Source organism: Pseudochelatococcus sp. B33 (genome assembly GCF_053570585.1).
The window spans coordinates 205,076-211,593 of sequence record NZ_JBSEFH010000012.1 but is presented as its reverse complement, the minus strand read 5'-3'; the positions used below and the strand labels follow the sequence as shown (position 1 = coordinate 211,593).

The 6,518-nt window shown below is 67.8% G+C and carries 3 protein-coding genes; all 3 read right to left on the bottom strand.

Annotated features, from left to right (window positions below; all coding sequences use genetic code 11):
- The coding region (gene ppdK, locus ACUSIJ_RS15290) for a pyruvate, phosphate dikinase (RefSeq protein WP_449309260.1) at positions 1 to 2,672 on the bottom strand (2,672 nt) is incomplete at its 3' end.
- Between the two features lie 420 nt (positions 2,673 to 3,092).
- A complete protein-coding gene (gene glyS, locus ACUSIJ_RS15285; RefSeq protein WP_449309259.1) occupies positions 3,093 to 5,255 on the bottom strand; it encodes a glycine--tRNA ligase subunit beta in 2,163 nt (720 codons plus the stop codon).
- A 207-nt stretch (positions 5,256 to 5,462) separates the two neighbouring features.
- The gene (locus tag ACUSIJ_RS15280) at positions 5,463 to 6,425 is read right to left on the bottom strand and encodes a glycine--tRNA ligase subunit alpha (protein WP_449309258.1); all 963 of its coding nucleotides are present in this window, start codon (positions 6,423 to 6,425) and stop codon (positions 5,463 to 5,465) included.
- Positions 6,426 to 6,518 lie beyond the last annotated feature (93 nt).

The following is a 6,518-nucleotide window of genomic DNA, read 5'->3' as shown; positions in this document are numbered from 1 at the left end:
TGACCCTGGGCCTTCACCTTGAGCGCCGCCTGCGCCGCGGCGAGGCGTGCGATCGGCACGCGGTAGGGCGAACAGGACACGTAATCGATGCCCGTTTCCTCGCAGAAGGCGATGGAGGCCGGATCGCCGCCATGCTCGCCGCAGATGCCGAGCTTGATGTCGGGCCGCGCCGCCCGGCCGTTGCGTACCGCGTGCGAGACGAGCTCGCCCACGCCCTCGCGGTCGATGGTGACGAAGGGATCAGAGGCGAGAATGCCCTTGGCGGTGTAGTCGCCGAGGAAGATCGCCGCGTCGTCGCGGCTGATGCCGAGCGTCGTCTGGGTGAGGTCGTTGGTGCCGAAGGAGAAGAACTCGGCCGCCTGCGCGATGTCGCCCGCGCGCAGCGCCGCACGCGGCAGCTCGATCATGGTGCCGACCTGATAGTCGAGCGCCACGCCCGTCTCCTGCGCGACCGCCTTGGCGACGGCGTCGATGCGCGCCTTGGTCAGCTCCAGCTCCGCCCTGGTCATGACGAGCGGCACCATGACTTCGGGCTTCACCGTCTGTCCGGTTGCCTGCGCCACCTGCGATGCGGCCTCGAAGATCGCCCGCGCCTGCATCTCGGCGATCTCCGGATAGAGGATCGCCAAACGCACGCCGCGGAAGCCGAGCATCGGGTTGAACTCGTGCAGCGCCTGCGCGCGGCCGCGCAGCTTGTCGGCACTGACGCCGAGCGACGCCGCGACCTCGGCGATCTCGGCGTCGGAATGCGGCAGGAACTCGTGCAGCGGCGGGTCGAGCAGGCGGATCGTCACCGGCAGGCCCTGCATGATGGTGAACAGCTCCACGAAATCCTGACGCTGCATCGGCAGCAGCTTGGCGAGCGCCGCGCGCCGGCCGGCCTCGTCGTCGGCGAGAATCATCTCGCGCACGGCCACGATGCGCTCGGAATCGAAGAACATGTGCTCCGTGCGGCACAGCCCGATGCCCTCGGCGCCGAAGTTGCGCGCCGTGCGCGCGTCGAGCGGCGTCTCCGCATTGGCGCGCACCTTCATGCGGCGCACGGAATCGGCCCAGCCCATGAGCGTCGCGAACTCGCCCGACAGCTCCGGCTCCAGCATCTTGACCTCGCCGACGATGACCTGGCCCGTCGCACCGTCGATGGTGAGGATGTCGCCGGCCTTCAGCGTTACGCCGCCCGAGGACAGCGTGCCGGCGGCATAGTCGACGCGCACCGAGCCCGCGCCGGAGACGCAGGGCTTGCCCATGCCGCGCGCCACGACCGCCGCGTGGGACGTCATGCCGCCGCGCGTCGTCAGAATCCCCTCGGCCGCGTGCATGCCGTGGATGTCCTCCGGCGAGGTCTCGACGCGCACCAGGATGACCTTGCGGCCGGCCTTGCGCGCGTCCTCGGCCGCTTCCGAGGTGAAGACGATCTCGCCCGATGCAGCGCCGGGAGAAGCCGGCAGGCCGGTGGCCAGCACCTTGCGGTCGGCCTTGGGGTCGATGGTCGGGTGCAGGAGCTGGTCGAGCGCGCCCGGCTCGATGCGCGCCACGGCTTCCTGCTGCGTGATGACGCCCTCGCTCGCCAGATCGACGGCGATCTTCAGCGCCGCCTTGGCGGTGCGCTTGCCGTTGCGGGTCTGGAGCATCCACAGCTTGCCGCTCTCGATGGTGAATTCGAGATCCTGCATGTCGCGGTAGTGGGCCTCAAGCAGCGTGTAGATGCGTACCAGCTCCGCATAGGCGTCGGGCAATGCGCTCTCAAGCGACGGCCGCGTCGAGCTGGAGGCGATGCGCGCCTTCTCGGTGATGTCCTGCGGCGTGCGGATGCCCGCCACCACGTCCTCGCCCTGGGCGTTGATGAGGAACTCGCCGTAGAGCTCCTTCTCGCCGGTGGAGGGGTTGCGGGTGAAGGCGACGCCCGTCGCGGAGGTTTCGCCGCGGTTGCCGAACACCATCGCCTGCACGTTCACCGCCGTGCCCCAACTCGCCGGAATGTCGTGCAACTCGCGGTACTTGATGGCGCGGGCGTTCATCCACGAGCCGAACACGGCGCCGATCGCGCCCCAAAGCTGTTCCTTGGGGTCCTGCGGGAAGGGCTTGCCCGTCTCGTGCTCGACGATCTTCTTGTACTGCTTGACGATTTCCTGCCAGTCCGCGGCCGAGAGCTCCGTGTCGAGGTCGACGGCCTTGCGCTCCTTGTAGATTTCGAGCGCTTCCTCGAAATGGTGGTGGCCGACGTCGAGCACGACATTGCCGTACATGTTGATGAAACGCCGGTAGCTGTCCCAGGCGAAGCGCTCGTCGCCCGCGGCCTGCGCCACGGCGACGACGGTCTCGTCATTGAGGCCGAGGTTGAGCACCGTGTCCATCATGCCCGGCATCGACGCGCGCGCACCCGAGCGCACGGACACGAGCTGCGGATTGGCGGGATCGCCGAACACCTTGCCGGTCTGGCGGGAAATATAGGCCAGCGCGTCCTCGATCGCCTGCGCGAGATCCGGCGGATAGCTGCGGCCGTTGTCGTAATAATAGGTGCAGACATCCGTGGTGATCGTGAAGCCGGGCGGAACCGGCAGTCCCAGATTGGCCATCTCCGCGAGGTTTGCACCCTTGCCGCCGAGCAGGTTGCGCAGATTGGACGCGCCCTCGGCCTGACCGTCACCGAATGTATAGACCCATTTCGTCATCTGGCGTTCGCCTTTTAGAGCATGATCCCGGACCGCCGCGCCGGCGGCTGCCGGAAAACATATGCTTCGACAAAGGAATGGAGCGCGGCGGCAGCACCGCACGGGTGCCGCAGGATCCCCATTCCGTTCCGAGCCGTCCGGCTGCGGCTCACGTGACCGCGCATCCCGACAGGCTCCCGACGCTTCGCATTTACTTCACGCACTTCGCAGCTGCAAGAACGACGAAAGCGCGTGACCGGGTTGGCGTGCGCGAGCGCCGCGCGCCCCAATGGGGCGACACGCGCCATCCGGCTAAGGTCGCTTGGCGTATCCGCGCGGAAAATGCAATCCGATACCGGGCAGAATATGACGAAATAACGGCATAAATCGTACCGTCGATGCCATCATGTTGCATGTGCTCATCCGCCGTCTCCGGTCGGCTCAGCCGCCGATGACGCTGAAATCGGCGACCGCGAGCGTCGCCACGCGCAGCGCATCGAGCAGCTTGAGGCGATTCGCGCGCAGATCCGCTTCCTCGGCATTCACCGTCACGGCGTCGAAGAATGCATCGACGGCCGGCCGCAGCGCCGCGAGCGACCGCATGGCGGCCTCGAAATCCTCCTTCGCCACCGCGTCCCGCGCCGCCTCGCGGGCCACGCGCAGGGCCTCGACCAGCACCTTCTCCTGCGGCTCGCCGCGGTCGAGGATGAGCGCGACATCGGCGCCGCCGCCGAAGGTGCGGCCGTCCTTCTTCTCCTCGATGCGCAGGATGTTCGCCGCGCGCCGGTAGCCCGCCAGCAGGTTCGCGCCGTCCTCCGTGTCGAGAAAGCGCCCCAGCGCCTCGACCCGGCGCACGATGAGCGCCAGGTCGTCCTGCCCGCCAAAATCGCCGCGCTCATTGAGCGCGAACACGGCGGCGATGAGATCGTGCCGCGCGCCCTTGTCGCGCAGGTAGACGGTGAGCCGGTCGGCGAAGAACGACAGCAGATCGGCCGTGACCGCCTGCCTGTCGGCCGTCACCGGCAGCGCGTCGAGCGCTGCGCCGATCAGTTCGGCAAGGCGCAGCCGGTGCCCGTTCTCCAGCACGAGGCGGATGACGCCGAGCGCGGCGCGGCGCAGGGCGAACGGGTCCTTGGAACCGGTCGGCTTCTCGTCGATGGCCCAGAAGCCCGCCAGCGTGTCGAGCTTGTCGGCGAGCGCCAGCGCCACCGACACCGGATCGGCGGGCACGGAATCGGACGGCCCCTGGGGCTTGTAATGCTCCTCGACGGCGGCCGCGACGGACGCGTCCTCGCCCTGCGCCAGGGCGTAGTAGCGGCCCATGAGGCCCTGCAGCTCCGGGAACTCGCCGACCATCTCGGTGACGAGATCGGCCTTGGCGAGCGTCGCCGCGCGCACCGCCTTGTCGACGTCCGCGCCCACCAGCGGCGCGATGCGGCGCGCCAGCGCAGTGATGCGCTCGATACGCGCGGCCTGCGTGCCGAGCTTTTCGTGGAAGACGATGCCGAGCGCCCTCAACCGCTCCAGCCGCTGGTCAAGCGGCTTCAGGTCGCTGCCCGCGAATTCCGGCAACGGCTTCTGGTCCGTCTCCCAGAAGAAGCGGGCGTCGGACAGGCGCGCGCGCACCACGCGCTCGTTGCCGGCGACGATCGCCGCCCCGCCGTCGCGCGCCTCGATATTGGCCGTCAGGATAAACCTGTTTGCGAGCTTGCCGGTGGAACGCTCTGTCAAGACGAAGCATTTCTGATTTGCGCGGATAGTGGCGCGGATCACCTCCGGCGGCACTGCGAGATAGGCCGCGTCGAAGCTGCCGATCAGCACCACCGGCCATTCGACCAGCCCGCCGACCTCCTCCAGCAGCCCCTCGTCCGGGACGATCTCGAACCCCTGCGCGAAGGCGAGCGTATTGGCGTCGGCCTCGATGCGGCGTTTGCGCTCGTCGAGGTCGAGCACGACATACGCCTTTTCCAGCGCGTCGACATAGTCCTCGAAACGGCGCACGAGAATGGGCTTGCCCGACAGGAAGCGGTGGCCCCAGGTGACGTCTGACGACACGATGCCGTCGATCTCGAACGGCACGACGTCCGGCGTCTCGGTCTCCGGCCCGAAGGTGCACAGGATGGATTGCAGCGGCCGCACCCAGCGCAGGCTGCCGGGCTCGCGCGAGGCCGCGCCCCAGCGCATGGACTTCGGCCACGGGAAGGCGCGCACCACCGCCGGGATGATCTCGGCCAGAACGGCGGGCGTGTCGCGGCCCTCGCGCAGGATACGGGCGACGTAGAACTCGCCCTTCTTCGCGTCCGACACGATCTCGGCCTCGCCGATGGAGCCGAGGCCGGCGCTCTTCAGGAAACCCTGGATCGCCGCATCCGGCGCGCCGACGCGCGGCCCCTTGCGCTCCTCCTCGATATCCGGCTGGCGGGCGGGCAAGCCGACCACCTGCAGCGCGAGGCGGCGCGGGGTGACATGGGCGCGCGCGCCCTCGTAGGCCAGGCCCCGCTCCACCAGCGCATCGGTGACGAGCTTTTTCAGGTCTTCCGCCGCCTTGCGCTGCATGCGGGCGGGGATTTCTTCCGAACGGAGTTCAAGGAGCAGATCGGGCATAGGGGCGGACTTTACATGATTGGGGCAGGAAGCGCGAAACGGTGGAGAACGATGGAACTTATGATTCTGTCGGAGCAAGCATTCCAGGGCGTGTTGAGACTTGGGTTAGGCTGAGCCGAAAATGGCGGGTTTCGAGAACCGGAACGGAGTGGACTTCATGTCCATGAGACTCGGCAAGCGCAGAAACCTGCCATTTGCAGGCCAGCATCACCCAAATATCGACGCGTCCTGCCCGCCGCCTTCCGTCTTGAGCCAGGCCGCGCCGCAGGCCTTGGCGAGTTCGCGCACGCGCAGGATGTAGCTCTGGCGCTCCGTCACCGAGATGACGCCGCGCGCGTCGAGCAGGTTGAAGGCATGGCCCGCCTTGAGGCACTGGTCATAGGCCGGCTGCACCATGAGGTGGCGGTTGTGCGCGTCGTCGGCGCCCTTGGCGAATCCCTTGGCGAGCAGCGCCCGGCATTCCTCCTCCGCCTCGCGGAAGCGGCGGAACAGCGCGTCGGTGTCGGCATATTCGAAGTTGTAGCGCGAATATTCCTGCTCGGCCTGCAGGAACACGTCGCGGTACGTCACCTTCTCGGCCCCGTTGCGGCCGTTGAAGTTGAGCTCCATGATGCTCTCGACGTCCTGCAGGTAGCAGGCGAGGCGTTCCAGCCCGTAGGTCAGTTCGCCGGACACCGGGGCGCATTCGATGCCCGCGACCTGCTGGAAATAGGTGAACTGGCTCACCTCCATGCCGTCGCACCAGCACTCCCACCCGAGCCCCCATGCGCCGAGGGTGGGGTTTTCCCAGTCGTCCTCGACGAATCGGATGTCGTGCAGGCGCGTGTCGATGCCGATGGCGTCGAGCGAGCGCAGGTAGAGGTCCTGCAGGTCCGGGGGGTTCGGCTTCAGGATGACCTGAAACTGGTAATAATGCTGCAGGCGGTTGGGGTTTTCACCGTAGCGACCGTCCTTGGGCCGGCGCGAGGGCTGCACGTAGGCGGCATTCCACGGCTTCGGCCCGAGCGAGCGCAGCATGGTGCCCGGATGCGACGTGCCGGCGCCCACTTCCATGTCGTAGGGCTGGAGAATGACGCAGCCCTCGGCGGCCCAGAACCGCTGCAAGGTGAGGATCAGCCCCTGGAAGGAGCGCGTGGGGTGAAGGGGGTCGTTGCTGTCGGGCGTGGTCATCGCTGAACTTGCCGGGCTGGGCCCGCGCGGACGCGGGCGGAAAAGGATGCGACAAACTAGTCCGCAGGCATTTCAAGTCAAGCGCAGGTGCCC

Excerpts from the sequence above, each read along its gene's own strand:
- glyS (WP_449309259.1), bottom strand. The coding sequence starts at position 5,255 with ATGCCCGATCTGCTCCTTGAACTCCGTTCGGAAGAAATCCCCGCCCGC.
- ACUSIJ_RS15280 (WP_449309258.1), bottom strand. The coding sequence starts at position 6,425 with ATGACCACGCCCGACAGCAACGACCCCCTTCACCCCACGCGCTCCTTC.